This is a genomic window from Massilia sp. CT11-137, from assembly GCF_047302885.1.
Classification (GTDB): Bacteria; Pseudomonadota; Gammaproteobacteria; order Burkholderiales; family Burkholderiaceae_D; genus Telluria; species Telluria orientalis.
In genome coordinates, this window is the sequence record NZ_JBKYMP010000002.1 from 2,155,119 (window position 1) to 2,179,827 (window position 24,709).

Sequence of the window (24,709 nt, forward strand, 5' to 3'; positions counted from 1 at the left end):
GATTCATGCAAAGAGCTCACACGAGCCGGCGCCACCAAGGAGAGAGCATCATGACCGCAACGTTTACCCTCCCACCGCAGCCACGCATGCACGCTTCGGCGCCATTGCGCCGGAGCTGATCCCTCGCAATACCGCAGCGCCGGCCCGCACGCGCGGGCTGGCCCCCAGGACCAGTATCGTTCATCCGGCGGCCGCCACGGCGTGCCGGACGGGCCGCCGCATGCCTGCCCGCGATACCGGTCCTTGATTAGCATCGTGGAGCGTTTCATGTACCTGAACAGATTGACATTGACCCTCGCGGCGGCCTGGATCGGCGCCGCAACCGTGCCGGTCGCCGCAGCCCCCGTTGCCGATCCGATGGCGCGCCCCGCGCTGATGGTGGCGCAGCCGGCCAGGGCCTACCTCACCGGCATCGCCCGCGCCGGCAAGCGCCTCATCGCCGTGGGCGAACGCGGCGTCATCGTGCTGTCCGACGACGACGGCGCCACCTGGCGCCAGGCCAGCGTCCCCGTCAGCGTGACGCTGGCCGCGGTCCAGTTCCCCACGCCGACGCAGGGCTGGGCCGTGGGCCATTACGGCGTCGTGCTGCACAGCGGCGACGGCGGCGCGACCTGGACGCGCCAGCTCGACGGCGTACAGGCGGCCCAGTTGGTACTGCGCGACGCCCAGGCGGCGCAGGGCGGTGCAGCCTATCTGGCAGACGCGCAGCGCCTCGTCGCGGACGGACCGGACAAGCCCTTCCTCGGCCTGCATTTCACCGACGAGAACAACGGCTTCATCGTCGGCGCCTACAACCTGGCGTTCCGCACGCGCGACGGCGGCGAGACCTGGGCGCCATTCGGCAACCGCCTGGACAACCCGAAGGCCAGCCACCTGTACGCCGTCGAGGCATCCGGCAGCGACGTGCTGATCGTCGGCGAACAGGGCGTGCTGCTGCGCTCCACGGACGGCGGCGCCACCTTTGCGCGCATCGCACTGCCGTACAAGGGCAGCTTCTTTGCGCTGACGCTGGGCGGCGCGGATGCGGTCGTTGCGGGCCTTGGGGGCAACGCGTTCTCATCGCACGACCGCGGCGCAACCTGGACCGCGCTGGCGGTGCCCGCGTCCGTCTCCGTGACGGCAGCCCATCTACGCGACGGCCGCCTGCTGATGGCGAACCAGGCCGGCATGCTGCTGGCCGGCGCCGCCGGCGCCACCGCAATCGCACCGCTGAACACGCAGGCGCTGCCCCAGCCCAACGACCTGATCGCACTGCCCGACGGCACCATCGTGACAGTCGGCGTGGCCGGCGTCGTCCGTCTGCCCGCGCACGCCGCAACCACCACGTCCATGGCCTCACGATGAACCCGACCCACGCTCCCCAACAAGTCGCCGCCGACCTGGCGCAGTTCGATCCGCGCTCCGGTTCGTTCCTCGAACGCCTGCTGTTCAACCACCGCATCGTCGTCGTGGTGCTGTGTGCCGTCGTCACCGTGCTGCTCGGCTGGCAGGCCGGCAAACTGCGCCTGAACGCCAGCTTCGAGAAAGCGATCCCCGCCGGCCATCCGTACATCGCCAACTACCTGAAGTACCAGAAGGAGTTGAGCGGCCTGGGCAACGCCGTACGCATCGCCGTCGAGAATCCGAATGGCACGATATACGACCGGCGCTACCTGGATCTGCTGGCCAGGATCAGCGACGAGGTCTTCCTGCTGCCCGGCGTCGACCGTCCGTTCATGAAATCGCTGTGGACGCCCAACACCCGCTGGGTCGGTGTCACGGAGGAAGGCATGGACGGCGGTCCCGTGATCCCCGAAGGCTACGACGGCTCGCCGGACAGCCTGCGCAAGATGGCGGCCAACGTCGCGCGCTCGGGAGAAATCGGCCAGATCGTCGCGCAGGGCAAGCCGCTCGACTACCAGGCCCTGTCCGGTGCACTGGAGACGATCCGCGCCAAATACGAGGCGCAGGGCGTGCGCATCCACGTGACGGGGTTCGCCAAGATCGCGGGCGACCTGATCGACGGCCTGCGCCAGGTGTTGCTGTTCTTCGGCGTAGCGATCGCCATCGCCGCCGCGATGGTGTTCTGGTACACGCGCTGCGCGCGCTCGACGCTGCTGGTCGTCGCGAGTTCGCTCGTCGCCGTCGTGTGGCAGCTCGGCCTGTTGCCGACGCTGGGCTATGCGCTCGACCCGTACTCGATGCTGGTGCCGTTCCTGATCTTCGCGATCGGCATGAGCCACGGCGCGCAGAAGATGAATGGCATCATGCAGGACATCGGTCGCGGCGCCCACAAGCTCGTCGCGGCACGCTTCACGTTCCGCCGCCTGTTCCTGGCCGGGCTGACGGCGCTGCTGGCGGACGCCGTCGGCTTCGCCGTGCTGCTCGTGATCGACATCCAGGCGATCCGCGAACTGGCCATCGCGGCCAGCATCGGCGTCGCCGCGCTGATCTTCACGAACCTGATCCTGCTGCCGATCCTGCTGTCGTACACCGGCGTGAGCGCCGCGGCGGCCCAGCGCAGCCTGCGCGCGGAAGAGACCAAGCGGACGGGGGGCGGCAAGGAAGGCCTGTGGCGCTTCCTCGACCTGTTCACCCGCAAGCTGTGGGCGGGCGTCGCCGTCGCCGCAGCCTGTGTGCTGGCCGTGGGCGCGGGCGTCACCAGCCATCAGCTGAAGATCGGCGACCTGGATCCGGGCGCGCCGGAGCTGCGTCCGGACTCGCGCTACAACCGCGACGTGGCCTACATCAGCGCGCACTACGGTGCCAGCAGCGACGTGTACGCGGTGCTGGTGAAGACGCCGGACGGCGGCTGCGCCAGCTACGACGTCCTCAAACGGGTGGATGCACTCGATTGGGAACTGCGCCAGGTCGAGGGCGTGGAATCGGTGAACACGCTGGCGCTGCTGAACCGCCGCATGCTCAGCGGCCTGAACGAAGCCAACCCGAAATGGTACGAGATGTCGAGGAACCAGGCGATGCTGAATTCGATCACCGCCGGCGCGCCGCGCGGCCTGTACAACGATGCCTGCAACCTGCTGACGGTTTACGTCTACCTCAAGGATCACCGGGCCGACACGCTGTCGCGTGTGGTCGCGCACGTCGATGCGTTCGCCGCCGCCAACGATACCGCCGATGTCAAGTTCCTGCAGGCGGCGGGCAGCGCCGGGATCGAGGCCGCGACCAACATCGTCGTCAAGCGCTCCTGGTACGAGATGCTGCTCCTCGTGTACGGCGCCGTGATCGTCCTGTGCTTCATCACGTTCCGCTCCTGGCGCGCCGTCGTCGTGGCCGTGCTGCCCCTGATGCTGACGTCCGTGCTGGCGGAAGCGCTGATGGTCGTCCTCGGCATCGGCGTGAAGGTCGCGACCCTGCCCGTGATCGCCCTGGGCGTGGGCATCGGCATCGACTACGCGCTGTACATCCTGAGCGTCACCCAGGCGCGCATGAAGGAGGGCATGAGCCTGTCCGAAGCCTATTACCGCGCGCTGCTCTTCACGGGCAAGGTCGTGATGCTGACGGGGGTGACCCTGGCCGTCGGCGTCGCCACGTGGGCCTTTTCGCCGATCAAGTTTCAAGCCGATATGGGCATCCTGCTCGCCTTCATGTTCCTGCTGAATATGCTCGGCGCCCTGGTGCTGCTGCCCGCACTGGGCCATTTCCTCCTGCGTCCCACGCCGGTATCCCGGGTGGCGGCGGACGTTCCCAACACCATGCCAACCACCCAACAACGATAGAAAGCCAACCATGTTCAAGTATTTCCCCACCAACTACGTCTGGAACCTCTCGGTCGACCTGGCGATCGAGATGGGCGCGAAGATCGGCGAAATCGAGGAGATGTGTGCGCCGCTGCAGGACGCGGCGAAGCAACCCGACGCCGCCGGTACGAAAGCGTTCCGCGAGACCTGGTCGCGCATGGCCGACAAGCTGTGCGGCCTGGCCGAGGAAGACGAGACGCGCGGCCGCCTGATCTCGGCCGGCGACAAGTACAACCGCGCCGCCACGTATTACCTGACGGCGGAGCGTCTGCAGGCGCACGGCGCGCCCGGACGTGTCGAACTGTATAAACGGTTCCTGGACGTCTTCGCGCGCGGCCTGAAGCTCAGCGGCGAGAACTGCGTCCGCGTCGAGATCCCGTACGGCGACGCCCATATCTCTGGCCTGTACGTGCGCGCCGAGGGTGTGGACGGTCCCGCGCCCATCCTCGTGCAGGTCAACGGCCTCGATTCCACGAAGGAGATGAAATACCGCGTCGGCCTGCCGCAATGGCTTGCAAAGCGGGGCGTGTCGTCGCTCGTGATCGACCAGCCGGGCACCGGCGAAGCGCTGCGCCTGCACGGCATGCACGCGGTGTATGACAGCGAGCGCTGGGCCAGCAAGGTCGTGGACTGGCTCGAGACGCGTGCCGACGTCGATCCGAAGCGCATCGGCCTTGAAGGGGTATCGTTGGGCGGCTACTACTGCCCGCGCGCGGTGGCGTTCGAACCGCGCTTCGCCATGGGCGTCGTCTGGGGCGCCAACCACGACTGGCGCGACGTACAGAAGAAGCGCCTCGCGAAGGAGGGCAGCTTTCCTGTGCCGCACTACTGGGAGCACGTGCGCTGGGTATGGGGGGCGAAGGACCAGGACGACTTCATGCGCATCGCCGAGAACGTGCACCTGGACGGCATCCTCGACCGCATCAAGGTGCCGTTCCTCGTCACGCACGGAGAGAAGGATTCGCAGATCCCGCTGCACTGGGCCGTCCGCACATACGACCAGCTGGTGAACAGCCCCAAGCGCGAGTTGAAGGTGTTCACCGAGCGCGAAGGTGGCGTGCAGCACTCCAGCTTCGACAACTCGGCCAATGCCGGCGCCTACATCGCCGACTGGGTGGCCGAAACCCTCGGCGGCCGCACCGCCGTCTGAACCACGACACGACAGAGAGAACCCCATGAATATCATCGGACCCGACGCACTGGTCTTCGGCGTCGACGACGTCGCCGCCTGCACCCAATACCTCACCGACTACGGCCTCACGCCCGTCGGCAACGGCCGCTTCGAGGCGCTGGACGGCACCGCCATCGTCCTGGCGCACAAGGACGCGCCCGAACTGCCCGCGCCCCTCGGTACGGCGACCATGCTGCGCAAGACGATCTACGGCGTGGCGGATGCGCAGACGCTGGGCGCCATCGCCGAGGAACTCGGCCGCGACCGCGAAGTGAAACGCCTGGCCGACGGCAGCATCGAAGCCGTCGACGACCTGGGCTTCGTGCTGGGCTTCCAGGTGACGGTGCGCAGTCCCCTCGACCTGCCGGCCGAAGCGGTGAACGCGCCCGGGGCGCACAACCGCCCGGTCAACCACGTCGCCGTGGACGAAGCCGCGAAGGCGTTGCCGCGCACGCTGTCGCACGTCGTGTATTTCGTACCCGATGCGGTGAAGGCCGAGGCCTTCTACGTGGAGCGCCTGGGCTTCCGCTGCACCGACCGCCTGCTGGGCGCCGGTCCGTTCCTGCAGCCCGGCGGCACGGTCGACCACCACACGCTGTTCCTGATCCAGACGCCGCCGTTCATGCAGGGCTGCGAGCACTTCACGTTCCACATGGGCGGACCGACGGAACTCATGCAGGCCGGCACGCGCTTCGTGAACAAGGGCTACCAGTCGTTCTGGGGGCCGGGCCGGCACAAGATGGGATCGAACTGGTTCTGGTACTTCAACAGCCCGCTCGGCTGCCACGTCGAGTACGACGCGGACATGGACCTGCACGACGACACGTGGACGGCGCGCGCCGTGCCGATGAGTGCCGACGCCTCACAGCTGTTCCTGTTCCAGCAGCGGGATAAATGGGCTCCGGGCGGGCCACGCCCGGAGAGTGGGCCGCCACCCGGCGCGGCAGGTGCCGGCGAGCGCCACTGAGCGATGGCGCATCACTACCTGTGCAAGGGCAGCGACCTGGCGGAAGGATGCGCGCGCGGGTTCGACCCGCGCGGCGAGGGCGCCGACACGATCTTCGTGGTGCGCAAGGACGGCCGCCTGCACGCGTATCGCGACGCCTGCCCGCACTACGGCGACACGCCGATGGCCTGGCGCAAGGATGCCTACCTCGACGGCGCCGCCACGCGCATCGTATGCAGCGCACACGGCGCGCAGTTCGCGATCGACACGGGCATCTGCACGCTGGGCCCGTGCCTGGGGCAGGCCCTGACCCCGGTGCCGCTCGCCATCGCCGCGCCGGACGACATCTATGCAGTAATGGAAGAGACATAAGGGAGACATCATGACGGCAGCACACAAGGTACTCATCATCGGCGGCGGTTTTTCCGGCATGTCCGCCGCGATCGAACTGCGCAAGCGCGGCGTGGAGGTCGATCTCGTCGAAATCGATCCGGGCTGGCGCTCCTATGGCGCGGGCATCAGCCTCGGCGGCGCCACGCTGCGCGCCTTCCGCACGCTCGGCATCCTGGACGAGTTCCTGCGCCGTGGCGCCGCCTTCGACGGCGTCGAGATCGGCCTGCAGAACGGGATGCACGTGGCGACGCTGCCGACGCCGCGCGTCGCCGGCGCCGACGTGCCGGGCGGCGGCTCGATCATGCGTCCCGTGCTGGCCGCGATCCTGGCCGAAGCCACCCGGGCGTCCGGTGCCGACGTGCGCCTGGGCTGCTCGTTCACCACGATCGGGCAGGACGACGCCGGCGTCGACGTCGGCTTCACGGACGGCTCCACCGGCCGCTACGATCTCGTGATCGGCGCGGACGGCCTGTATTCGAAGACGCGCGCGACGCTGTTCCCCGATGCGCCGGCGCCGCGCTACAGCGGCCAGGGCGTCTGGCGCGCCGTGCTGCCGCGCGCGCCGGAAGTCAACCGCGCCGCCATGTGGCTGGGACCGAAGATCAAGGCCGGCGTGAGTCCGGTGTCCGACAGCGAGATCTACCTGTACGTCACCGAGGATCGGGTCGAGAACGTCCACATCGATCCGGCGCAGTTCCTGCCTATGCTCAGAGACCTGCTGGCCCCGTTCGACGTGCCCGTGCTGCAGGACGTGCGCGCGAAACTGGACGCTTCGTCGCAGATCATCTACCGGCCGCTGGAGGGCATGCTGCTGCCGCGCCCGTGGAACCGGGGCCGCGTCGTGCTGATCGGCGACACCGTCCACGCGACCACGCCGCACCTGGCGTCCGGCGCCTGCATAGGTATCGAGGACGCACTGGTGCTCGCCGACGAGCTGGAGAAGGCGACGGACGTAGCGCATGCGCTGCACGCCTTCCAGGAACGGCGCTGGGAACGCTGCCGCATGGTGGTCGAGAACTCGGGCCGCCTCGGCGACATCGAGATCGCCGGCGGCGACAAGGAAGAGCACAGCCGCATCATGCGCGAGTCGCTGATGGCGCTGGCGCAACCGATCTGAGCGCGCCATGCCAAGCGTACCAGCCAGCGGGAAAGGCCTGTTCGACCTGGGCGGGCAGGTTGCCCTCGTCACCGGTGCGGCGCAGGGCCTGGGCCGCGCGATCGCGGCGGCATTGGGCGCGCACGGGGCGGCTGTCGTGCTGGCCGACTGCGACGCCGCCGGCTGCGCGGCGGCCGCGGACGCATTGCGCGCGGATGGCGTCGACGCGCTGGCGCTCCCCTGCGATGTCGCCGATCCCGCGGCCGTCGCGCGCCTGGTGGATGTCGCAGCCGGCTGGCGCGGCCGTATCGATACGCTCGTCTGCAATGCCGGCGTGCAGGGCCCGGTCGGACCGCTCGCGCAGACGACCGACGCCGACTGGGACCACGTATTCGGCGTCAACCTCCAAGGCGCGGCGCGGCGCGGCTCGCCAACCTGATCGTACCTTCGATGGCAGGCCGCGCCGGCGGCTTCATCACGGGGCAGACGCTCGTCGTCGACGGCAGCACCCTCATCACCGACTAATACCCAACAAGGAAAAACCATGTCCCGTCATTTCATCGACCTGTCCATCTACCTCGAAAACGAAGTCCTGTCCGATCCGCCCCCGCTGGCGCCGAAGATCACCTATCAAAAGCACCAGGACACGCTGCCGGAATTCATGCTGATGATCCCGGGCACCACGGCGGCCGACTACCCCGACGGCGAAGCGGCCGCCGCCGAATGGGTCACGATGACGACCCACAGCGGCACGCACCTCGACGCGCCTTACCACTTCCATTCGACGATGGATGCGAAGACCGGCGAGAAAAAGGCATCGATCACCATCGACGAGGTGCCGCTCGAATGGTGTTTCCAGCCCGGCGTGAAGCTCGATTTCCGCCACTTCCCGGACGGCTACGTGGCCACCGCCGCCGACGTCGAGGCCGAGCTGGCGCGGATCGGCCACGTGCTGCAGCCGCTCGACATCGTCGTCGTGAACACGCGCGCCGGCAGCCGCTATGGCCACGGCGACTTCGTGCAAGCCGGCTGCGGCATGGGCTACGAGGCGACGATGTACCTGCTCGAGCGCGGTGTGCGCCTGACTGGCACCGACGCCTGGAGCTGGGACGCGCCGTTTTCGTACACGGCGAAGAAGATCGCGGAGACGGGCGACAAGTCGCTGATCTGGGAAGGCCACAAGGCCGGCCGCGACATCGGCTACTGCCACCTCGAGAAACTGCACAACCTGGAAGCGCTGCCAGCCCACGGTTTTTATATCAGCTGCTTCCCGCACAAGGTCCGGCGCGGCTCGGCCGGATGGACGCGCGCGGTGGCCATCGTCGACGACGGCCTGCTGGCATTGCCGCGTTCCTAAGCTTGCGGCACCGGTCCGGCGTGGATGGCGGCGCCGTGTTCGGCGAGTACCTGTCGCATCCACGCCATGCCCGGATCGCTGTCGGCGTACCGGTTCCACTGCATGGCTTCGGAGACGGTCGGCAGTTCGAAGGCGGGCTCGATCACCTTGATGGGCAACAGGTCCGCATAGTAGTCGGCCAGCGTGCGCTGGATGGTCGCGATGCGCCTGTTGCCGATCACGGCCTGGGGCAGGCCGTAGAAGCCGGTCGTGATCATCTCGATGCGGCGCATCTCGCCGAAGCGCCGCAGGAACCATTCGTCGATCGCGGGCGTGCGGTTGTGACCGAAACGCGTCACGACGTGCCCCAGCTCCATGAAGCGGTCCAGCGTGATCGCATCGTCCACGAGATCGTTGTCGCGCCAGGCGATGCAGCAAAAGCCGTCCTCGAACAGCAGGGAGCTCGGGTGGCCCGTGGTCATGTAATTCTGCGGCATGATCAGGAAGTCCGCCTCGCCGCGGTCGAGCGATTCCCACGGCACGGTCGAGTGGGGAACGATCTCGAGCGTGATGCTGGGCGCGATCCGGCTCAGTTCCGCCGCGACCCTGGTGACCAGCACCGTGTAGACGTAGTCGCTCACCATCAGGGTGAACGTACGGACGGCCGCGGCGGGATCGAAGCTCGGCTTCGTGTTGACCATTGCTTCGGCCTGCAGCAGCAGCGTGCGTGCCGGTCCGATAAGGCTCTCGCCGAGCGGCGTCGGCACCATCTTGCGGCCGACCTGGGTCAGCAGGTCGTCGTTGAAATACTGGCGCAGCCTGCCTAGTGCGTCGCTGATCGTGGTCTGGCTCGCGTTGAGCCGGACGCCGGCCCGGGTGACGCTGCGCTCGTCCAGCAGTGCGTCGAGCACGACGACGAGGTTGAGGTCGAGTTTCTTGAATCGCATGGTGTCTCCGCAGCCCTTCGGCTTTCTATCGTTTTTCCCGTTAGTTTAAATCGATATAAACGGTTATTCATAGGCTTTTTTGATCCCTAAGATGACCGTACCTGCAACATCACCAAGAAAGACAACACGAGCATGAGCACGAATCCTCTCAAGGGCTGGCAGGTCGACCGCGGCCAGATCCGAACTATCGGCACCGACCTGCAGCGCCCCGAATGCATCCTGGCGCAACGTGACGGCAGCCTGCTGGTCGCCGACGCCAGGGGCGGCGTGATGCGCATCGAACCGGACGGCAGGCAGCGCCTGATCGTGCCCGTGCGGGCCGAAGGTGCGGCCGCGCAGGACAGCTTCGCGGACCGCTACGTGATGGCCAGGGGCTCGCTGCCGAACGGCCTCGCGCTGATGGAAAACGGCGACATCCTGATTGCCAACTGGGGCACCGACAGCGTCGAACTCCTGACCGTGGATGGCACCCTGCGCACGCTGTACACCGAAATCGACGGCCGCCCGATCGGCAAGGCCAATTTCGTCATGCGCGATTCGAAAGGCCGCACCTGGCTGACCGTCACCACGCGCACGGTGCCGTGGACCGATTCGATCAACTCGGGCGTCCTCGACGGCTATATCGCACTGATGGACGAGAAGGGCATCCGCATCGTGGCCGACGGCTTCGGCGGCACCAACGAAATCCGCTTCGACGCGAACGAGGATTGGCTGTACGTCGTGGAGAGCAACGCGCGCCGCATCTCGCGCCTGCGCGTGGCCGACGATGGTTCGCTGTACGACCGCGAGGTCTACGGCCCGGCCGAACTCGAAGGGTTCCCGGACGGCTTCGCGTTCGACGCATACGGCAACCTGTGGATCACGCTGATCATGAGCGACAAGCTGATCGCGTTGACCCCCGACGGCGAGGTCCTGACCCTGCTCGACGACGGCAATGCGGAAGCGACGGCGCGCCTGAATCGCCACTTCGCCGACAAGACCCTGACGCCTGAAATCATGCAGGCGGCGCGCGGGCCGCTCGCGCCCTGGATGGCGAGCCTGACCTTCGGCGGCCCGGACCTGCGTACGGTCTACCTGGGTAGCCTGATGGGCACGAAGATCCCGTATTTCCGCGCGCCGGTGGCGGGCCTGCCGCCGATCCACTGGTAACACGAATTCAACGACAACGAAGGAGACACATGAAGCTCGCTACACTCAAGAACGGTTTCCGCGACGGCCGCCTCGTCATCGTCTCGCGCGACCTGGCCTGCGCCGTGGACGCGGCACCCGTCGCGGCGACGATGCAGGCCGCGATCGAGAACTGGAGCACAGTCGAACCGGCGCTGCGCGCCCGCTACGACGCACTGAACGCGGGCGCGCTGGCCGACGCCTTCGATTTCGACCCTGCGCGTGCGGCGGCGCCGTTCCCGCGCGCCTACCAGTTCATCGACGCATCGGCGTTCCTGAACCATGGCGACATCATGGAACGCGCCTATAACCTGACCGTCAAGAAGACGCCCGGCGTACCGATCCTGATCCAGCGCCAGGGCGACGACTTTCGCGGTCCGTGCGACGACTATGCGTTCCCGTCGGAGGACGACAACGGCGATTTCGAGGGCGAATTCGCCGTCGTCCTCGACGATGTCCGGATGGGTGTTGGCGCGCGGGAGGCTCTGGATCACGTTAGGCTGATCACGATCTTCAACGACGTCAGTATGCGCGCACACCTGTTCCGCGAACTGTCGATGGGCTTCGGCTTCATCCAGGCCAAGCCCGCCGCCGCGTTCGCGCCGGTCGCCGTGACGCCGGACGAACTGGGCGACGCGTGGCGCGATGGCCGCGTGCACCTGGACATGCACGTGGCGCGCAACGGCGACTGGTTCGGCCACCCGAACGGCGGCGAGATGGACTTCGGTTTCGGCGAGCTGATTCGCCACCTGGCGTACAACCGCAACCTGGGCGCCGGCACGATCATCGGGTCCGGCACGGTATCGAACAAGAACTACCGCGAGGTCGGTTCCGCGTGCCTGGCCGAGCGGCGCGCGATCGAGACGATAGACCACGGCGAGCCGCGCACGGCCTTCCTGCGCTACGGCGACCGCCTGCGCTTCGACGTGACAGGCAGCGATGGCCAGTCGGTGTTCGGCGCCATCGAGCACCGCTTCGTGGCGCCGCGCGAGGGAGCCGACGCATGAACGTACTGATCACGGGGGCGAACGGTTTCGTTGGTCGCCACCTGGTGCGGCGCCTGCTGCGCGCGGGGCGCATCGGCGCTGGACAGGCACCGTTTTCCAGGCTGACCCTGGTCGATCTCGAAGCGGACGACAGCATCGACGATGCGCGCGTGCGTGTTGTGCGCGGCAGTATCGCCGACGATGCCGTGTTGCGCGCGGCATTCGCGGAACGGGTCGATCACGTCATCCACCTGGCCAGCATTCCGGGTGGCGCGGCGGAGAAGAGCTACACGCTGGGGCTGGACGTCAACCTGCGCGCAACCCTGGCCATGCTGGAGCTGCTGCGCGCCCAGCCGGCGCCGCCGGCCCGCTTCACGTTCGCGAGCACGATTGCCGTGTACGGTTCACCGATGCCTGCAATGGTCGACGACGCTACGCCGATGCGCCCTGGCCTGAGCTATGGCGCGCACAAGCTGGTCGACGAAATTCTGGTCAAGGACTACAGCCGGCGCGGGTGGATCGACGGGCGTATCGTGCGCCTGCCCGGCATCGTCGCCCGGCCCGCGGAGCCGTCGGGCCTGCTGTCGGCGTTCATGAGCGAAATCTTCTGGAAGCTGCGCGCCGGCGAACCGTTCACGTGCCCCGTGTCGGCCGACGCGGTGGCGTGGTGGATGTCGGTGGGGTGCTGCGTGGGCAACCTGCTGCATGCGGACGCCCTGGACGAGAAAGAGGTCGAGACGCGGCGCGACTGGACGCTGCCCGTGCTGCGGCTGCGCGTTGCCGAACTGGTGGACGCCCTGGCCCGGCGCTATGGCAACGACCGGCGCGACCTGGTCTCGTACGCGCCCAACGACGCGCTGGAGCAGGTGTTCGGGCGCTTTCCACCGCTCGACGCGTCGGCCGCCGAACGGATCGGTTTCCGCCATGACGGGGACGTCGACCGGCTCGTCGTGAACGCCTGCGCACGCGACACGGACTGCACGCCATGATGCGCAGCCTGTCGATCAGGACGCGGCTGCTGTGCGGCCTCGCCATCCTGTCCATCCTGTCGCTGGTGTCCAGCGTCGGCGCCATCGTCAGCTTCAATGCGTCGAAGTCGTCGGTCGAGACCTTGTACGACCAGCGCCTGATGGCGGTGGCGCTGCTCGACCGCGTCAAGGTCGACCTGTTCTCGATGCAGGGCGCGATCCTGAACGCGGGCGGTACGGCGCCGGCCGACGCCGCGATCCTGGACGGCCTGGCGGCCGACCTGGGGCGCAACTGGGTGAGCTATCGCGGCAAGCCGCAATCGCCCGGCACGCGCAAGCTGGCGGACGCGTTCGACCGAAGCTGGACGGCGCTGGCGGCCGACCTGCGCATGCTGTCGAAGCCGGACGCCGCCGTGTCGATCCCGGCGCTGCAGCAGGATATGGCGAACGCAATCGCGCAGGCGCAGCGCATCAGCATGGCGCAGGAGAGCGATGGCGGCCAGTCCTACCGGCAAGCGCTCGAGGACCACGCGTTCTCCGTACGGTGCGCGCTCACCGTGCTGGTATTCAGCCTGGGCACCGCCGTGGTCGTAGCGGTGTCGCTGCTGCGCTCGATATCGGCTCCGCTGCGGCACGTGATCGACCTGACGCAGGCAATCGCCGCGGGCGACCTGACCCGCCGCATCGAACCGGTGTCCGGCGACGAGATCGGCCAGATCACCGCCGCATTGGCACGCATGCAGGAGGGGATCAGGAGCATGGTGGCCGATCTGCGCGAGACCACGGGCGTGCTGCTGCCGATGGCGGAGGATATGGCGAGCGGCAGCCGCGAGCTGGCGGAGCGCAACGACGCGCAGGTGTCGGCGCTGTCCGCGACGGCGGCGTCCATGGAGCAATTGACGACGACGGTGCAGCAAAATGCGGATAGCGCACGGCAGGTCGATGCCCTGGTCAAGAACGCCGCCGAGGTGGCTGCACGGGGCGGCGCAGTGGTCGGCGATGTCGTGGCGACGATGGCGTCGATCGGCGGGGCGTCGGCCAGGATCGTCGACATCATCGGCGTCATCGACAGCATCGCTTTCCAGACCAACCTGCTGGCGCTGAACGCCGCCGTGGAAGCGGCCAGGGCAGGGGAGCAGGGCCGCGGATTCGCCGTCGTCGCCAGCGAGGTGCGCAACCTCGCGCACCGTTCCGCGCTGGCCGCGAAGGAAATCAAGGCATTGATCGGTGCGTCGACGGCGCAGGTCCGGGATGGGAACAGGCTTGCCGGCGAGGCGGGGGCGACGATCGAAGACGTCGTCGCGAGCGTGCGCCGCGTCACGGCCATGGTCGGCGACATCGCACGCGCGAGCGCGGAACAGTCGGGCGGGATCGACCAGGTCAGCCGGGCCATCGTCGACATGGACGGGGTGACGCAGCAGAACGCGGCACTCGTGCAGCAAGGCGCGGCATCGGCCGCCGCCATGCGCGAACAGGCCCAACGGCTGTCGGCCGTCGTGGCCAGGTTCAGGTTGACGCCCGATGTGCACGCGCTTTCAGGCGTGTTCCCGGCCACCGTGCATGGCGGCCGCAAGTTCCGGTCCGAGCGCAGTGCGGATGATCTGCACCTCGATCTCGTCGACAGATAGGCCGCCGACCATGTACGGCTGCAGCAAGGCCGCCTGGCTGATCGTGGCGTAGCCGAAGAGCGTCGACCAGAACGCGATCACCCGTGCCTTCACGCCGTCGCCGTCGACCCCGGGCGTGCCGTCCAGCGCCTCCGCGAACAACGTGAAGATGCGTTCGTACACGGCACGTTGGGCGGCCGCCAGATTGGGGAATGCATCGGCGCGCTGAAACAGGCCGGATTCATACATCAGCCGAAACAGTTGTGGATGTGCGCGGACGAAGCCCAGGAACTGTTGCGCCGCGCCGACCACACGCGTTGCCCGGTCGGTATTGCGCACCGACTCGTCCAGCGCGAAGGCATCCAACCGCTCGAATCCCACCGAGGCCACTTCGGCCAGCAGGTGGTCGCGCTCGGGGAAATGCCGGTAGGGCGCCCCCCGGCTCACGCCAAGTTCCTCGGCGATGGCGCGCAGCGACACCGCTTCGTGTCCTTGCGTTTCGACGACTTCCAGGGCGCGGGCGATCAGCGCCGCCCGCAGGTCGCCATGATGATAAGCGCGGTCAGTGGCCATAAAAAGACGTTCGGATCCTTTGCAAATAAACGCGATTGTGCCATCATTCAGCGAATGTATGCGGCGCATACATTAAAATAATCGAGCGCATGGCGCGATCACGGAGACGACAATGACTTTTCTACGCAATACCTGGTACGTGGCGGCATGGGACCACGAGGTCGCACACGACGCGCTGTTCCAGCGCACCCTGTTGAACGAATCTGTGCTGTTCTTCCGCGACGACGCAGGCAAGGTGCAGGCGATCTCGAACCGCTGCCCGCACCGTTTCGCGCCGCTGCACATGGGCAAGCGCGTATCGAACGGCGTCCAGTGCCCGTACCACGGCCTGCAATTCGACGGCGCCGGCACATGTACGGGCAACCCGCATGGCGACGGCAGGATCCCGGCCGCGGCGTCGGTCAAGAGTTATCCCGTGATCGAGAAGTACAGTGCGATCTGGATCTGGATGGGCGATCCGGCCCGCGAGGACGAGGCTTCCATCCCGGACTTTTCGTGCATGGACCCCGAACACGCCTGGGTGGGCAAGCGCTACCTGCACGCCCGGGCCAACTACGTGCTCGAGACCGACAACATCATGGACCTGAGCCACATCCAGTACCTGCACCCGACGACGCTGGGCAGCGACACGGTGTCCGACGCGATCACCAGCGTGAAACAGGAAGGCCATACGGTGTATTCGAACCGCCAGACGGTTGCCGAGATCATGCCGGATTACCTGTACACGGCAATGGGTTTTCCGCACGGACTGCCGGTCGACCGTTGGGTGGACGTGCGCTGGGATGCACCGGCCAACATGCTGCTGGACGCCGGCGCGGTGGCGACGGGCGGCGCGCGCAGCGACGGCAGGTCGTTCATGCTGCCGCACCTGTTCACGCCGGAGACGGACAAGACGACGCACTACTGGTTCGCGTTCTGCATGCCGAAGGCGTTGGGCGAATTCGGCAAGCAGGTCGTGGAAGAGCAGGTGGAGGGCCTGAGCGTCCCGTTCACCAACGAAGACCTGCCGATGCTGGAAGCCCAGCAGCGCATGATGGGGGATGCGGAATTCTGGTCGCTCAAGCCCGTGCTGCTGCCGGGAGATGCCGGTGCGATCCGTGCGCGCCGCGTGCTCGACGGCTTGATCGCGAACGAGCAGAAAGAGGCGCTGCAGCCTGCACCTGCGCTCTGATTCCTTCTTCCACAAGCACACAGGACCGTCCATGATGAATAGTATTTCCGTCCTCGTCGCTTCGCGGCGCCAGGAAGCCGAGGACATCGTCAGCTTCGAGCTGGCGAATCGCGATGGCAGCCCCTTGCCGCCGTTTTCCGCTGGCGCGCACATCGACGTGGAAGTGGCGCCCGGCCTGGTGCGCCAGTACTCCCTGTGCAACGATCCCGACGAGTCGCACCGCTACGTGATCGCCGTCCTGCGCGATCCGCGGTCGCGTGGCGGATCGACGGGCATGCACGACCGGATCGCCGTCGGGCAGACTCTTCGCATCAGTGCGCCAAAGAACCATTTTCCACTGCAGCCGGCCGTGCATTATCTGCTCTTCGCCGGTGGCATCGGGGTGACGCCGATCCTTTGCATGGCGGAGCGCCTGGCGCGCGCGGATGCGGCCTTCGACTTCCACTACTGTGCGCGGTCGCCCGCGCGCACCGCGTTCGTCGAACGCATCCAGGCGTCCGCGTTCGCCGACCGGGTGCGGTTTCACTTCGATGCCGGCGACGCCGCACAGAAGCTCGATCTGGAGGCCGCGCTGCGCGCTGCGCCGCGCGGTACTCACATCTACGTGTGCGGGCCGTCCGGGTTCATCGACTACGTCACCGGCACGGCGCGGGCGCACGGGTGGCCCGCCGACTCGGTTCACCAGGAATACTTCGGTGCCGCGCCGGTCGACACGTCGGCCGATGCCTTGTTCGACGTGCGCATCGCGAGCAGCGGCAAGACCTGCACGGTCCCGGCCGATCAAACGGTCGTCCAGGCGTTGGCCAGACATGGCATCGAGATCCCCGTGTCCTGCGAACAGGGGGTGTGCGGCACCTGCATCACGCGGGTGCTGGACGGCGTGCCGGATCACCGCGACATGTATTTCACGGACGAGGAAAAGGCGCGCAACGACCAGTTCACGCCGTGCTGCTCGCGCGCGCTCACCAGGGTGCTGGTGCTGGATCTGTAAGCGTACAGCGTACAGCGTACAACGGCGCCGCGGCATGCCTCGTTACTCGTCATCGGCTCATCGGTTTTTCCGATGATGAGTAACGAAAAAAACCATTTCTTGTACCGCTATAACCTTCCTAAGATGACGATGCACCAATGCCGCAAACACAGGCGACGGATGCCAGCAGCCGTTCGCGACCGTAACCGGCGCCTCACGGCACCGGTGCGAAACGCCAGGGAGCTGCTTCTAAAAATTAGACGTCAAGGAGATAGCAGATGAGCAGTCCACATTCCAAAGCAACCGCTGTACACCCCTCGCCGCCCCTGCGCGACCACGAGCACGTCCCCGATGGCCACCGTTTTTATATCAGGCGCGAACGCTTGATTGCTGTCGTCATCAACCTCGTCTTGTCGCTGGCGTTCACCGCACTATTGTTTTCGAACGTTCAGCACGTTCCCCTGTGGGGAGTGGGCGGTATCGCGTTCGACCTGGTACCGACCGTCTTTATGCTTACGCTGATGGGAAACCTTGCCATGACGGTGACGACGAGGAGGCGTTTGCGTGACGGCGCGATCGCCCCGATGCCGGCGCGACTGTGTGGTTGGGTGGCATGCGCATTGCCCAGAAACGGAGTTCTCAGGGTCGCGCTCGTGGCATCGGTGGTCACCGTCGCGGTCGTGCCGGTTTCCGTACTCGTGCTATGGCTGTCGGGCCTTGACTCAATGTCCTACCAGCAGTATTTGGGCTTCAAGGCACTGTATGGGCCGGCGGTCGGTGCACTGTCGACCGGCATCATCATCAAGGCTGCTCTAAAGGGCCCGGGTGCGGCATGACGATCCAGGCAACTGGCACATCCTGAAGTTGCAGGATGCTGCACTTGGTATCATCGAACTCGTGCGGTACAAAGCGTGGCGCAGAGCTTAATCATTGGTTTATAAAGATTTTAAATGGCCGGTAAAGTCGTGTGGATGGGGTAGACTCCCGCCCGCGCAGCCGGCACAGCGGCTCATTGTATGGACGTGATTATTTCAAATTATGGCTGGCCAATAATTATTTGCTAGCCATAATTTGTGCTAATTTACTTGACCGACAGGCGCAAACTCACAGTGATTGCGCAGACTGCCAGGATCTCTTTCGGGCTGTTTGTCGCAGCGAATCTGTAAAACTATGTACTTCCGCCGGTCGTACCATGGTCGTAAGAAAAGCCATAATGAGTGTGAAATCTGCCGTGTGGGAACGATGACCCTGGTCCTAGGTGTCCAGTCCCGTTTGATCGTAAACGCGTTTGACGAATAATTCTGGCCGCTTCTGCTGCCATTCTTTGAGCGCGAGGATAGGCGTTTTACTGCCGATGGGGCTTTGTGGAATGTGGTGGTTGTACAGCTTCAAGTAGTTCAGCAATGTGGCCTGCAGGTCGGCCCTGCTGTCGAAGCGGGTTTGCTGTAGCAGTTCGTTGATCCGTCCGTTGAAGCGCTCGACCATGCCATTCGTTTGGGGATGACGCGGCGGTGCCAGTCGATGCTCGGCAGGCAGGCCTGCGCAAGCGACGTCGAAGGCGTGCTTGCCGCTGGGCTTCTTGTCTTTGGTGGCGAAACGGTCGGTAAATTGCGAGCCGTTGTCAGTCAGGATCTTGCTGATCTTGATGGGTGAAGCCAGCTTGAGCCGACGTAGGAAATCGACGCTGCTCGCCTCGGTCATGTCGCCATAGATGTGCATGAAGACCCAGCGCGTGGCGCGGTCGATGGCGACGAACAGATAGCGGCGCGAGGTCTCATCCGGCATCTGCGGCAGGTACTTGATGTCGATGTGGATGAAACCCGGCTCGTAGTCCTTGAAGGTCTTTTTCGGTGCGATGGTTTCGCCCTCGGCCTTCGGAATCACGTCTTCCAGGCGCGACATGCCTTCGCGCTTGAGCAGACGTGCGATGCCTGATCGGGAGACGTCGGGATTGATGTATTGCCGCGTGATGAAAAGCAGATCGTCGAGGGGCAGATAAAGCGACTGCCGCAGTGCCAGGACGATGGCTTCCTGGGCCGTGCTCAGCGTCGTATGCAGCGTGTGGGCACGATGCGAGCGGTCCTGTACGTCATCCCGCTTGAGCCACTTTGCGGCTGTCGCCCGTGTGATGCCGAAGACCTTCGCCGCCTGACGGTCCGATAGGCCGGAATCCTTGATCTCCTGCTGGACTTTCGGGGTCGTACGAGCTTGCGGATGGATGCGTGAACTCATGCTGCGAACTGCTCCTGTTGCGGTTGAATGCCGGGACTGCTGAACCCAGCAATCAAGTCGCCCAGCATAGCCCTTGCGCGAAACAAGGGCCAGCTACGACGAGGAGCATGATCACACGAAACTAAACAGCTAGCTTAACTGAACGGCATTACCTGCAAAAAGTGGCTTTTTCTTTTCTGGAACAGAACAGGCGAGCAGGACGCTTGTACGTCCTGCGGGGGGATTTGCCAGAACATAGTCCCTGGAAGTCATCTCGACCGCTGTTTCTCAGGTGGTACTGCCGCGCGTGCTTCACTGTTGGCCTGGCCATGCACACCGGCGGGGGTTGCAACAGCTCGTTCGGCACTTAGCTGGATTTCTGCGATCTTAAGCAAGACACGTAAGTTTGTTCCTTTCAGCACGGCTACCAAACCTCCCGACGTCTCGACCAACACCAGAGCAAGAGCAATGCTCGTAGCGCACCGCATCAGGCTGGACCCGAACAAGTTGCCGGCGACCTACTGTGCGCGCGCGGCCGGCACGGCCCGTTTCGCCTATAACCGGGCATTGAGCGAATGGCGGTAACAGTACGAAGCCTGCAAACCGATCCGACGCCGCCCAAGCCTTCCGAAGCGGGGTTGCGGCGTCTACTCAACAGCATCAAGCGCGAGCAGTTTCCGTGAATGCTAGAGGTTACCAAGTGCGCGCCGCAAATGACCATCAGATCGGTAGCGAAGACCTCAACGTCAAAGGCATGCTGGGCAACCGGCATCTGGCGGGCCATTGCCGCCATGGGCTTTCACGAGCTGCGCCGCCACGTCGAGTACAAGGCGGCCTGGCGTGGCGGGCGGGCCGTGCTGGCCGATCGCTCGTTCCCAAGCAGCAAGCTGTGCGCGTGCTGCGGATTTCGGCTGGAAACGCTCGTCCTCGATGTGCGTCAATGGACCTGCCCGGGTTGCGGGGCATCCCATGACCGCGACGTGAACGCCGCGATCAATCCAAGAAACATGGCGGTGAGTTCTACCGCATCTGCCTGTGGAGGGCAAGGCGCTGGCCCCACGCGCGAGCGCAGGGCGAAACCGGTCCGGCGAAGCAGGAATCCAATAGCAAAGTTATCTGTGGCTAGCTTGGCGTAATGTTGGAAGAACGGAAGATCACGCGGGCGCGCAGCCCCCGCTCGCCATCCGGCCGGTCGAGCAGGGAGATGGTCGCGCCGATCCGGTCGACGATCGACGCCGTGATCGCGAGCCCCAGGCCCGAACCGATCTCGCCGCTGCCGAGCACGCGGTAGAACGGATCGAACACGCGCTCGCGCTCGGCGGGGACGATGCCCGGTCCCGTGTCGTCGACGTCGAGAACGATGCGGTCGCTCGCGGCGGTCACGCGGATGTCGATGCGTCCGCCCTCCGGCGTGTAGCGAATCGCATTGTCGACGAGATTCTTGACGAGGATCCGGATGTCCATGGCGCGCCCCGTAACCGACGCATCGGCATCGCCTACCATGCCGAGATCGATCGCCTTGGCCTCCGCCAACGGCACGAGGTCCTCGAAGGCTTCCTGGATCGCCTTCTGCAACGGTACCTGCGTCAACGGCTCGCCGCCGCCCTCCTGGGAGCGTGCCAGCGTCAGCAACTGGTCGAGCAGGATGCGCGTGCGTGCCAGGCCTGCCGACAGCGCGTCGAGCCTGGCGCGCGCCTCGCGCGGCATCTCGGTCGCCGCCAGGCGTTCCGCCTGCAGCGACATGGCCGTCATCGGCGAACGCAGTTCATGCGCCGCGTCCGCGATGAAGCGCCGCTGCAGCGCCAGCGCGCGCCCGGTGCGGGCGATCAGCTTGTTGATCTCGCTGACGAAAGGCCACACCTCGGACGGGAGCGGCGTCCGGTCCAGTTCCCGCAAGTCGTGGCCGCGGCGCTTGCCGAGCTGTACGGCCAGCCTTTGCAGGGGCAGGAACATCGTACGCACCAGCAGCGCCGCCAGCAGGATGAGGACCGGACCGAGGAACAGGATGGGCATCACGGTGCGCAGGGCGCTCGAGCGGGCCGCGGCGTCGCGGACCGCCGTCTGCTGCGCGACGGCGACGCGTACGCCTTTCGCGTTGGTGCGGACGAAGACGCGCCAGGTTTCGTCGCCGATGGCAACCGTCTGCAACCCGTCGGGCAGGGACGGGCCGAAACGCGGGGGCCTTTCCGGTTCGGGAATGCGCGTGCCGGGCGCGTCGATGAAACGCACGACCAGGCGGGCGTCGAAATCGACGTCGCCCACCTTTTCGCGGGCCATCGGCGATGTCGGCACGGCGTCCAGTCTGCTGATGAGGTAGCCGACCTGGCGCAGCTGCGTGTCCTGGCCGCGGTGCGCCTCGGCGGTGGCGGCCAGGTACGAGTAGAGGCCGGCGACGGCGGCGCCGATCAGGATGGCCGCCGAGATCCACAGGGACAGCCTGAAGCGCAACGATGCCGTCAACGGCCCTTCGCGACCATCCATCCGACGCCCCGGACGTTCTTGATGATGTCGCTGCCCAGCTTCTTGCGGATCGAATGGATCAGGAACTCGATCGCGTTGCTCTCGACCTCTTCGTTCCAGCCGTAGACCCTGTGTTCGAGTTCCAGGCGGGAGAGGATGGCGCCTGGCCGCACGAGCAGCGCCTGCAGCAGGGGGAATTCGCGCGCCGTCAGGCGCACGGTCGCCGTGCCGGCGCGCGCCTCGTGCGTCGCGGGATCGAGTTCGACGATGCCGTTGCCCAGCACGGTGCTGCCCGTACCCTCGGCGCGGCGGCTCAGCGCGCGCATGCGCGCCAGCAGTTCGCTCATCGCGAACGGCTTGACGAGATAGTCGTCCGCGCCGCCGTCGAGGCCGGCCACGCGGTCTTCCGTCGTTTCCCGCGCCGTCAGCACCAGCACCGGAACACCGTTGTGCGCCGCGCGGATGCGGCGCAGCACCTCCATGCCGTCCATGCGGGGCAGGTTCAGGTCCAGCAGGACCAGCGCGTACTCATGCACCAGCAGCGCGGTCAGCGCCGCTTCGCCGTCGCATACCCAGTCGGCCGCGTAGCTGGCGTCGCGCAGCGCATGCTGCACGACGCTGCCGATCATGGGATCGTCTTCCACCAGCAATACTCTCATCGTTCCACTTTCCCTCCGGGCACCACCGGGCTGTCGAACATCGTGCTCGCCAGCCGCGCCAGGTCAGCCGGCCGGGCGCCGGCGGCCATGTGCGCGGTCAGCCAGCGTGCCTGTCCACCATTATGCAGCAGCTCATCGATCAATACGCACGCGGCCGGGAAGTCCGGATCGTCCGAGCGTGCCGCCAGGCGGGCGAGGTCGTCTCGCACCACGTGGGCTATGCTGTGTTTCTTCCGCGTGCTTGGGTCGATCCACGCGCCCAGCACGCCGCGCCGCGTGGCGTTGAAGCGGTTCCATGGATACACGTCGGCGGCCCGCCGGCCGGGCCAGCTGCCGGGGCGTTCCGCGACTTCGACGCACAACTCGCGCGCGTAGCACGCGAGGGCCGCGGCATAGGCCGGACGCAAAGGCGCGTCGAGCGCGCGCAGCTCGACCGCCCCATGCCCGGGATCCGGACGGACGTCCCAGTCGACGTCCTCGACGCGCGTGGCAAGGCCGTAGCGCGCGAGACGCGCGACATGCTGCACGACATCCTGCCAGCTGCGCAGCGCGGGCGGCATGATGCCGCTGCCCTGGAACGCAACGGCCACGTTGTTGCGTGCGCTGCAAAAGCCCGAGTCCTGCCCACGCCAGTACGGCGAGCTTGCGGAAAGCGCGATGAACAGTGGCGCGCGCTGATTCAGCCAGGCGCCGATGCGCACCGCCTCGTCGGCGCTCGGCGCACCGATCTGGACGTGCATGCCGAAGCCCGCGGCATGGTTGCGTTGCCTGCCGCCTGTCCGGACCGGATGGGTGCCGCCGCCCGCGACCGCGGCCCCGACCGAGCGGGCGGCCCGCCGCACGCAGCACCGCATGTCTTCGAGCGCGTCCGCCGCCGCGCAGTAGCCGTCCAGCGCCGAGGTGGCCACGTCGAGTGTCGTCGCGTCGATGTCCGGCGTGGCCACCCAGGCCGCGTCCTGCCCTTCCAGCCGGAACGCGATGTCGGGCGCCGCAGGATGCAGATCGTATGTTTCGCGGTCGAGCACCATCCACTCGAGTCCGATCCTCATGCTGCCCGGCCGCGCGGCGGCGAACCGCGGCGGCGGGATCGATCCAGCCATGTTCGACTTCCTTCCCTGAACGCGTGACGAGCGCAAGGATAGGGGGCCTCACTTAGCGAATACTTAGCCGCTGGCGCAGTCGAATTACGCACCCTGCCGCAGCGGTATGGAGGCATACCGATGGCGCTGCCGGTAACCGGAACCTGGCGTAAACATGAACCGTATTGATTTCCTGACGCTAAGGGTTTGCTAAGTCGGCCTGCCTACCATTGCCGGGTTCCCTCAGCTGCCGATCCGGCGATATGAAATATTTTGCATCTCTCATGCTGGCGCTGGCGTTCCTGTCAGGGCCGGTATCCAGCGTCCAGGCGCGCGCTGCGCGGACCGTCAAGGTCGTCAAGACGAAACCGGCACATACGCACCGGCATGCCAGGCCGCACAGGCGCCATCGGGCGCCGGGGGCGCGGGCGGCCAGGATGGTGGCGCTGAAGTCCAGCGCCGTCCTCATCCTCGACCCGAAGACGAAGGCCGTCCTGTATGGGAAGAATGCGCAGGCCGTCATGCCCATCGCTTCCCTGACGAAGCTGATGACGGCCCTGGTCGTCCTGGAAGCGAAGCAGGACATGGCGGAGGTGCTGGCCGTCACGGATGCGGACGTCGACCGTCTCAAATACTCGTCGTCGCGGCTGCACGTCGGTACGCGCCTGTCGCGCTCGGCCATGCTGCACATTGCACTGATGAGTTCGGAGAACCGCGCGGCGTCGGCACTCGGGCGGCACTATCCGGGAGGAACGAAGGCATTTGTCGCGGCCATGAATGCGAAGGCACGGGCGCTGGGCATGCGGCGTACGCATTTCGTGGAACCGACCGGCCTGTCGAGCGCCAACGTCTCCACGCCGGAAGACCTGGCCCGCCTCGTCGTTGCCGCCGAACGCCATGCGCTCATACGGCGGTATTCGACGGACCGGCATTTCACGATTCGCCAGGGCCGGCAGCATACCGACTACCACAACACGAACCGGCTGACGGCAAACCCGCGCTGGAAGATCCGGCTGCAGAAGACGGGTTACATCGCCGAGGCCGGCCGTTGCATGGTCCTGCACGCCACTGTCGCGGGGCGCCCGACGGTCATGGTGTTCCTCGACGCGCAGGGAAAATTTTCCCGTGCGGCCGACGCCAACCGGGTGCGCGCATGGCTGGCCAGAAACCGGCTCGCGGCACGCGGCTGAGTCCGCACTCGCAGCGATTGAACTTGGGCGGCAATCGTGCAA

General features: G+C 66.3%; 24 protein-coding genes. 18 read left to right on the plus strand and 6 right to left on the minus strand.

Features of this window, described 5'->3' with window-relative positions; genetic code table 11:
* Positions 1-267: 267 nt before the first annotated feature.
* The 8 genes from ACEN98_RS26525 (at position 268) to ACEN98_RS26560 (ending at position 8,700) form a co-directional block, all read left to right on the plus strand.
* Complete coding sequence (locus tag ACEN98_RS26525) at positions 268-1,344, plus strand: WD40/YVTN/BNR-like repeat-containing protein (RefSeq protein WP_413387833.1); 1,077 nt, start codon at positions 268-270, stop codon at positions 1,342-1,344.
* Entirely contained in the window at positions 1,341-3,716 is a 2,376-nt protein-coding gene (locus ACEN98_RS26530) for an efflux RND transporter permease subunit (protein WP_413387834.1), read from the plus strand. Before ACEN98_RS26525 ends, ACEN98_RS26530 begins: the two co-directional genes overlap by 4 nt.
* A gap of 10 nt (positions 3,717-3,726) precedes the next feature.
* Positions 3,727-4,887, plus strand: coding sequence for an alpha/beta hydrolase family protein (locus ACEN98_RS26535; protein ID WP_413387835.1), 1,161 nt, complete (start codon positions 3,727-3,729; stop codon positions 4,885-4,887).
* 25 nt (positions 4,888-4,912) lie between these two features.
* Positions 4,913-5,875, plus strand: a complete 963-nt coding sequence (locus tag ACEN98_RS26540; RefSeq protein ID WP_413387837.1) for a VOC family protein — start codon at positions 4,913-4,915, stop codon at positions 5,873-5,875.
* Between the two features lie 3 nt (positions 5,876-5,878).
* The gene (locus ACEN98_RS26545) at positions 5,879-6,226 is read left to right on the plus strand and encodes a Rieske (2Fe-2S) protein (RefSeq protein ID WP_166862952.1); all 348 of its coding nucleotides are present in this window, start codon (positions 5,879-5,881) and stop codon (positions 6,224-6,226) included.
* Positions 6,227-6,233: 7 nt separating this feature from the next.
* The gene (locus tag ACEN98_RS26550; RefSeq protein WP_413389095.1) at positions 6,234-7,364 is read left to right on the plus strand and encodes an FAD-dependent oxidoreductase; all 1,131 of its coding nucleotides are present in this window, start codon (positions 6,234-6,236) and stop codon (positions 7,362-7,364) included.
* Positions 7,365-7,371: 7 nt separating this feature from the next.
* A complete protein-coding gene (locus ACEN98_RS26555; protein WP_413387838.1) occupies positions 7,372-7,782 on the plus strand; it encodes an SDR family NAD(P)-dependent oxidoreductase in 411 nt (136 codons plus the stop codon).
* Between the two features lie 105 nt (positions 7,783-7,887).
* The gene (locus ACEN98_RS26560) at positions 7,888-8,700 is read left to right on the plus strand and encodes a cyclase family protein (protein WP_413387839.1); all 813 of its coding nucleotides are present in this window, start codon (positions 7,888-7,890) and stop codon (positions 8,698-8,700) included.
* Here the strand turns inward: ACEN98_RS26560 and ACEN98_RS26565 are convergent.
* Positions 8,697-9,626, minus strand: coding sequence for a LysR family transcriptional regulator (locus ACEN98_RS26565; protein WP_413387840.1), 930 nt, complete (start codon positions 9,624-9,626; stop codon positions 8,697-8,699). The genes ACEN98_RS26560 and ACEN98_RS26565 overlap by 4 nt on opposite strands.
* A gap of 132 nt (positions 9,627-9,758) precedes the next feature.
* Here ACEN98_RS26565 and ACEN98_RS26570 point away from each other — a divergent pair, with 132 nt between their 5' ends.
* The 4 genes from ACEN98_RS26570 to ACEN98_RS26585 are packed head-to-tail and all read left to right on the plus strand — an operon-like array spanning position 9,759 to position 14,375.
* Positions 9,759-10,775, plus strand: coding sequence for an SMP-30/gluconolactonase/LRE family protein (locus ACEN98_RS26570; protein ID WP_413387841.1), 1,017 nt, complete (start codon positions 9,759-9,761; stop codon positions 10,773-10,775).
* Between the two features lie 29 nt (positions 10,776-10,804).
* The gene (locus ACEN98_RS26575) at positions 10,805-11,800 is read left to right on the plus strand and encodes a fumarylacetoacetate hydrolase family protein (RefSeq protein WP_413387843.1); all 996 of its coding nucleotides are present in this window, start codon (positions 10,805-10,807) and stop codon (positions 11,798-11,800) included.
* Complete coding sequence (locus ACEN98_RS26580; protein ID WP_413387845.1) at positions 11,797-12,768, plus strand: NAD-dependent epimerase/dehydratase family protein; 972 nt, start codon at positions 11,797-11,799, stop codon at positions 12,766-12,768. The genes ACEN98_RS26575 and ACEN98_RS26580 overlap by 4 nt, the downstream gene beginning before the upstream one ends.
* Positions 12,765-14,375: a methyl-accepting chemotaxis protein gene (locus tag ACEN98_RS26585; protein WP_413387847.1), complete on the plus strand. Its 1,611-nt coding sequence runs from the start codon at positions 12,765-12,767 to the stop codon at positions 14,373-14,375. The genes ACEN98_RS26580 and ACEN98_RS26585 overlap by 4 nt, the downstream gene beginning before the upstream one ends.
* Here the strand turns inward: ACEN98_RS26585 and ACEN98_RS26590 are convergent.
* Entirely contained in the window at positions 14,283-14,927 is a 645-nt protein-coding gene (locus tag ACEN98_RS26590) for a TetR/AcrR family transcriptional regulator (protein ID WP_413387849.1), read from the minus strand. The genes ACEN98_RS26585 and ACEN98_RS26590 overlap by 93 nt on opposite strands.
* Before the next feature lie 112 nt (positions 14,928-15,039).
* Between ACEN98_RS26590 and ACEN98_RS26595 the strand changes: the two genes are divergently transcribed.
* From ACEN98_RS26595 to ACEN98_RS26605, 3 genes are all read left to right on the plus strand, one after another.
* Positions 15,040-16,098 carry a Rieske 2Fe-2S domain-containing protein gene (locus ACEN98_RS26595; RefSeq protein ID WP_413387850.1) on the plus strand — a complete coding sequence of 353 codons (1,059 nt, stop codon included), beginning with the start codon at positions 15,040-15,042 and terminating at the stop codon, positions 16,096-16,098.
* 34 nt (positions 16,099-16,132) lie between these two features.
* Entirely contained in the window at positions 16,133-17,089 is a 957-nt protein-coding gene (locus ACEN98_RS26600; protein ID WP_413389096.1) for a PDR/VanB family oxidoreductase, read from the plus strand.
* Positions 17,090-17,346: 257 nt separating this feature from the next.
* Positions 17,347-17,904 (plus strand): hypothetical protein, encoded by a 558-nt coding sequence (locus tag ACEN98_RS26605; RefSeq protein ID WP_413387852.1) that lies wholly within the window; start codon positions 17,347-17,349, stop codon positions 17,902-17,904.
* A 418-nt stretch (positions 17,905-18,322) separates the two neighbouring features.
* Here ACEN98_RS26605 and ACEN98_RS26610 read toward each other — a convergent pair whose 3' ends face one another.
* Positions 18,323-19,300, minus strand: a complete 978-nt coding sequence (locus tag ACEN98_RS26610; protein WP_413387854.1) for an IS481 family transposase — start codon at positions 19,298-19,300, stop codon at positions 18,323-18,325.
* 447 nt (positions 19,301-19,747) lie between these two features.
* On the opposite strand from ACEN98_RS26610, the gene ACEN98_RS26615 reads away from it, so the two are divergent.
* A complete protein-coding gene (locus tag ACEN98_RS26615) occupies positions 19,748-19,864 on the plus strand; it encodes a helix-turn-helix domain-containing protein (RefSeq protein ID WP_413387856.1) in 117 nt (38 codons plus the stop codon).
* A 206-nt stretch (positions 19,865-20,070) separates the two neighbouring features.
* Positions 20,071-20,415, plus strand: coding sequence for a zinc ribbon domain-containing protein (locus tag ACEN98_RS26620; protein ID WP_413389097.1), 345 nt, complete (start codon positions 20,071-20,073; stop codon positions 20,413-20,415).
* Here ACEN98_RS26620 and ACEN98_RS26625 read toward each other — a convergent pair.
* Genes ACEN98_RS26625 through ACEN98_RS26635 form a run of 3 tightly spaced genes read right to left on the minus strand, consistent with a single transcriptional unit; the run spans position 20,402 to position 23,447 of the window.
* On the minus strand, positions 20,402-21,739 hold the full coding sequence (locus ACEN98_RS26625; RefSeq protein WP_413387858.1) for an ATP-binding protein: 1,338 nt from the start codon (positions 21,737-21,739) through the stop codon (positions 20,402-20,404). The two genes, ACEN98_RS26620 and ACEN98_RS26625, sit on opposite strands and share 14 nt — an antisense overlap.
* Positions 21,736-22,398, minus strand: a complete 663-nt coding sequence (locus ACEN98_RS26630) for a response regulator transcription factor (RefSeq protein WP_413339939.1) — start codon at positions 22,396-22,398, stop codon at positions 21,736-21,738. The genes ACEN98_RS26625 and ACEN98_RS26630 overlap by 4 nt, the downstream gene beginning before the upstream one ends.
* Positions 22,395-23,447: a glutamate-cysteine ligase family protein gene (locus ACEN98_RS26635; protein WP_413387860.1), complete on the minus strand. Its 1,053-nt coding sequence runs from the start codon at positions 23,445-23,447 to the stop codon at positions 22,395-22,397. The genes ACEN98_RS26630 and ACEN98_RS26635 overlap by 4 nt, the downstream gene beginning before the upstream one ends.
* Before the next feature lie 293 nt (positions 23,448-23,740).
* Here ACEN98_RS26635 and pbpG point away from each other — a divergent pair, with 293 nt between their 5' ends.
* Positions 23,741-24,667, plus strand: coding sequence for a D-alanyl-D-alanine endopeptidase (pbpG, locus tag ACEN98_RS26640; protein WP_413387862.1), 927 nt, complete (start codon positions 23,741-23,743; stop codon positions 24,665-24,667).
* Positions 24,668-24,709 lie beyond the last annotated feature (42 nt).

Excerpts from the sequence above, each read along its gene's own strand:
- ACEN98_RS26525 (WP_413387833.1), top strand. The coding sequence starts at position 268 with ATGTACCTGAACAGATTGACATTGACCCTCGCGGCGGCCTGGATCGGC.
- ACEN98_RS26530 (WP_413387834.1), top strand. The coding sequence starts at position 1,341 with ATGAACCCGACCCACGCTCCCCAACAAGTCGCCGCCGACCTGGCGCAG.
- ACEN98_RS26535 (WP_413387835.1), top strand. The coding sequence starts at position 3,727 with ATGTTCAAGTATTTCCCCACCAACTACGTCTGGAACCTCTCGGTCGAC.
- ACEN98_RS26540 (WP_413387837.1), top strand. The coding sequence starts at position 4,913 with ATGAATATCATCGGACCCGACGCACTGGTCTTCGGCGTCGACGACGTC.
- ACEN98_RS26545 (WP_166862952.1), top strand. The coding sequence starts at position 5,879 with ATGGCGCATCACTACCTGTGCAAGGGCAGCGACCTGGCGGAAGGATGC.
- ACEN98_RS26555 (WP_413387838.1), top strand. The coding sequence starts at position 7,372 with ATGCCAAGCGTACCAGCCAGCGGGAAAGGCCTGTTCGACCTGGGCGGG.
- ACEN98_RS26560 (WP_413387839.1), top strand. The coding sequence starts at position 7,888 with ATGTCCCGTCATTTCATCGACCTGTCCATCTACCTCGAAAACGAAGTC.
- ACEN98_RS26565 (WP_413387840.1), bottom strand. The coding sequence starts at position 9,626 with ATGCGATTCAAGAAACTCGACCTCAACCTCGTCGTCGTGCTCGACGCA.
- ACEN98_RS26570 (WP_413387841.1), top strand. The coding sequence starts at position 9,759 with ATGAGCACGAATCCTCTCAAGGGCTGGCAGGTCGACCGCGGCCAGATC.
- ACEN98_RS26575 (WP_413387843.1), top strand. The coding sequence starts at position 10,805 with ATGAAGCTCGCTACACTCAAGAACGGTTTCCGCGACGGCCGCCTCGTC.
- ACEN98_RS26580 (WP_413387845.1), top strand. The coding sequence starts at position 11,797 with ATGAACGTACTGATCACGGGGGCGAACGGTTTCGTTGGTCGCCACCTG.
- ACEN98_RS26585 (WP_413387847.1), top strand. The coding sequence starts at position 12,765 with ATGATGCGCAGCCTGTCGATCAGGACGCGGCTGCTGTGCGGCCTCGCC.
- ACEN98_RS26590 (WP_413387849.1), bottom strand. The coding sequence starts at position 14,927 with ATGGCCACTGACCGCGCTTATCATCATGGCGACCTGCGGGCGGCGCTG.
- ACEN98_RS26595 (WP_413387850.1), top strand. The coding sequence starts at position 15,040 with ATGACTTTTCTACGCAATACCTGGTACGTGGCGGCATGGGACCACGAG.
- ACEN98_RS26600 (WP_413389096.1), top strand. The coding sequence starts at position 16,133 with ATGAATAGTATTTCCGTCCTCGTCGCTTCGCGGCGCCAGGAAGCCGAG.
- ACEN98_RS26605 (WP_413387852.1), top strand. The coding sequence starts at position 17,347 with ATGAGCAGTCCACATTCCAAAGCAACCGCTGTACACCCCTCGCCGCCC.
- ACEN98_RS26610 (WP_413387854.1), bottom strand. The coding sequence starts at position 19,300 with ATGAGTTCACGCATCCATCCGCAAGCTCGTACGACCCCGAAAGTCCAG.
- ACEN98_RS26615 (WP_413387856.1), top strand. The coding sequence starts at position 19,748 with ATGCTCGTAGCGCACCGCATCAGGCTGGACCCGAACAAGTTGCCGGCG.
- ACEN98_RS26620 (WP_413389097.1), top strand. The coding sequence starts at position 20,071 with ATGGGCTTTCACGAGCTGCGCCGCCACGTCGAGTACAAGGCGGCCTGG.
- ACEN98_RS26630 (WP_413339939.1), bottom strand. The coding sequence starts at position 22,398 with ATGAGAGTATTGCTGGTGGAAGACGATCCCATGATCGGCAGCGTCGTG.
- ACEN98_RS26635 (WP_413387860.1), bottom strand. The coding sequence starts at position 23,447 with ATGAGGATCGGACTCGAGTGGATGGTGCTCGACCGCGAAACATACGAT.
- pbpG (WP_413387862.1), top strand. The coding sequence starts at position 23,741 with ATGAAATATTTTGCATCTCTCATGCTGGCGCTGGCGTTCCTGTCAGGG.